The organism is Segeticoccus rhizosphaerae, assembly GCF_009192725.1.
Classification (GTDB): Bacteria; Actinomycetota; Actinomycetes; order Actinomycetales; family Dermatophilaceae; genus Segeticoccus; species Segeticoccus rhizosphaerae.
Genome location: NZ_VOHR01000538.1, coordinates 1 through 1,532, shown reverse-complemented (window position 1 = coordinate 1,532; position 1,532 = coordinate 1). Strand labels below are relative to the sequence as shown.

Below are 1,532 nucleotides of genomic sequence, written 5' to 3'. Positions count from 1 at the left end.
TCGCCGCGACCGAGGTGTCGCGGCGCCTGGGCCGCGCCTGAGCAACGCTGGTTCCGGCCCGGATCCGGCCCGGTGCGAGCCGGAGCTCGACCCGGCCCGCCCGCCGCCGCCGTCACACCCCGATGCGATGCCAGGGTCCCCAGATGGCGAACGTCATACCGGCACTGGCCTGGATGTTGACGAACAGGGTCCGGCCGTCCGGGCTGAAGGTGGACCCGGCGAACTCGTCGTCGTAGCGCTCGCGACCGTTCGCGCTCGCCACCCGGTTGAGCGCGATGTCGGACAGCTGCCCGCCCCGGCTCAGCCCGCGCAGGTAGTTGTCGTCATCGTTGTCCTCGCAGACGACGAGCGTGCCGCGCCTGCTGCTCGTGATGTTGTCGGGGAAGTCCAGCACGTCGGCCCCCGGCGACTCGAAGAGCAGCTGAAGCCGCTCGGACCGGGTGTCGTAGGCCCACACCTGGCCGTGCCCGTTGCCATAGCCACCGACGGTGTCCGAGGGTCCCGACTCCTCCGCGCCACCACCCTGGGTCGAGCAGAAGTAGATGACTCCGTCCTCGTGCACCTGCCCCTCCAGCCGCGAGAACAACGCGGCGCCGCGAGCTCGGCCCTGGTTGCCGACGTAGCAGATCGCGTCGTCGTTGGCCGTGGGCGCCGGTGCACCGGGTGTGTAGGGGAAGGTCGGCGACGGGTCGTCGATGTCGACCCAATGGGCCTGGTATGTCGCCCGCTTGCGTTGGGAGGCGGCAAGATTGGCGTTGGGCTCACCCTTCACGGCAAGCATCTGCAGCTGGCCGTCATTGTCCAGACGGCCGGTCTGCATCGGGTTGCGGCGCGGCCGGTAACGGTAGAAACCGGACGGGAAGCCGAAGTTGTCCTCGGTGAGGTAGAGGACCCCCTCACGCGGGTCGAAAGAGACCGCCTCGTGGGCGAACCGGCCTGCCCGGGTGAGGGGCTCCGCGGCCGACACACCGTCCGCCGGCACCTCGAAGAGGTAGCCGTGCGGCTGGGTCAGCGCGGTGTTGGGCGTGCCGGTGAAGTCCGCGCCGACATCCGGCCCGTTGACCGTCTCCTCACAGGTCACCCAGCTGCCCCACGGCATGATGCCGCCGCTGCAGTTCATCATCGTGCCGCTGAGACTGGTGCGAGCCGTGACGACCTCACCCGTGTGGCTGACCTCGATGGTCGTGGTGCCGCCCTGGGCCATCGGGTCATACGGCGTGGTCGGGCCGAACGCCGGGCCCGGTCCGTTGACCTCGTGGTTGCGGATCAGCACGACGTTGCCGCCCGGCCCGCGGAAGGCCCCCATCCCGTCGTGCCTGCCCGGCAGGACGGTGCCGTCGTCGAGGACCACCGGCTGCTCGGTGTCGTGGAACGACCGGTAGGAGAAGCCGGCCGGTAGGTGCAGTCGCACCTTGCCGTCGCGCAGGTCCGGGATCGGCCGCAGGGCCCGCTGCGCTGACCGGGGGGCGGCCAGCGCCTGCCCGGCCACCAGGCCGGAGAAGGGTCCGGCGAGCAGCGCGCCACCGGCCGCT

1 protein-coding gene is annotated in these 1,532 nt (G+C 71.0%); it reads right to left on the bottom strand.

Features of this window, described 5'->3' with window-relative positions; genetic code table 11:
• Nucleotides 1–112 precede the first annotated feature (112 nt).
• Nucleotides 113–1,532 (bottom strand): PhoX family protein (locus tag FRW57_RS21445; RefSeq protein WP_152187021.1); only part of this gene is annotated, 1,420 nt, incomplete at its 5' end.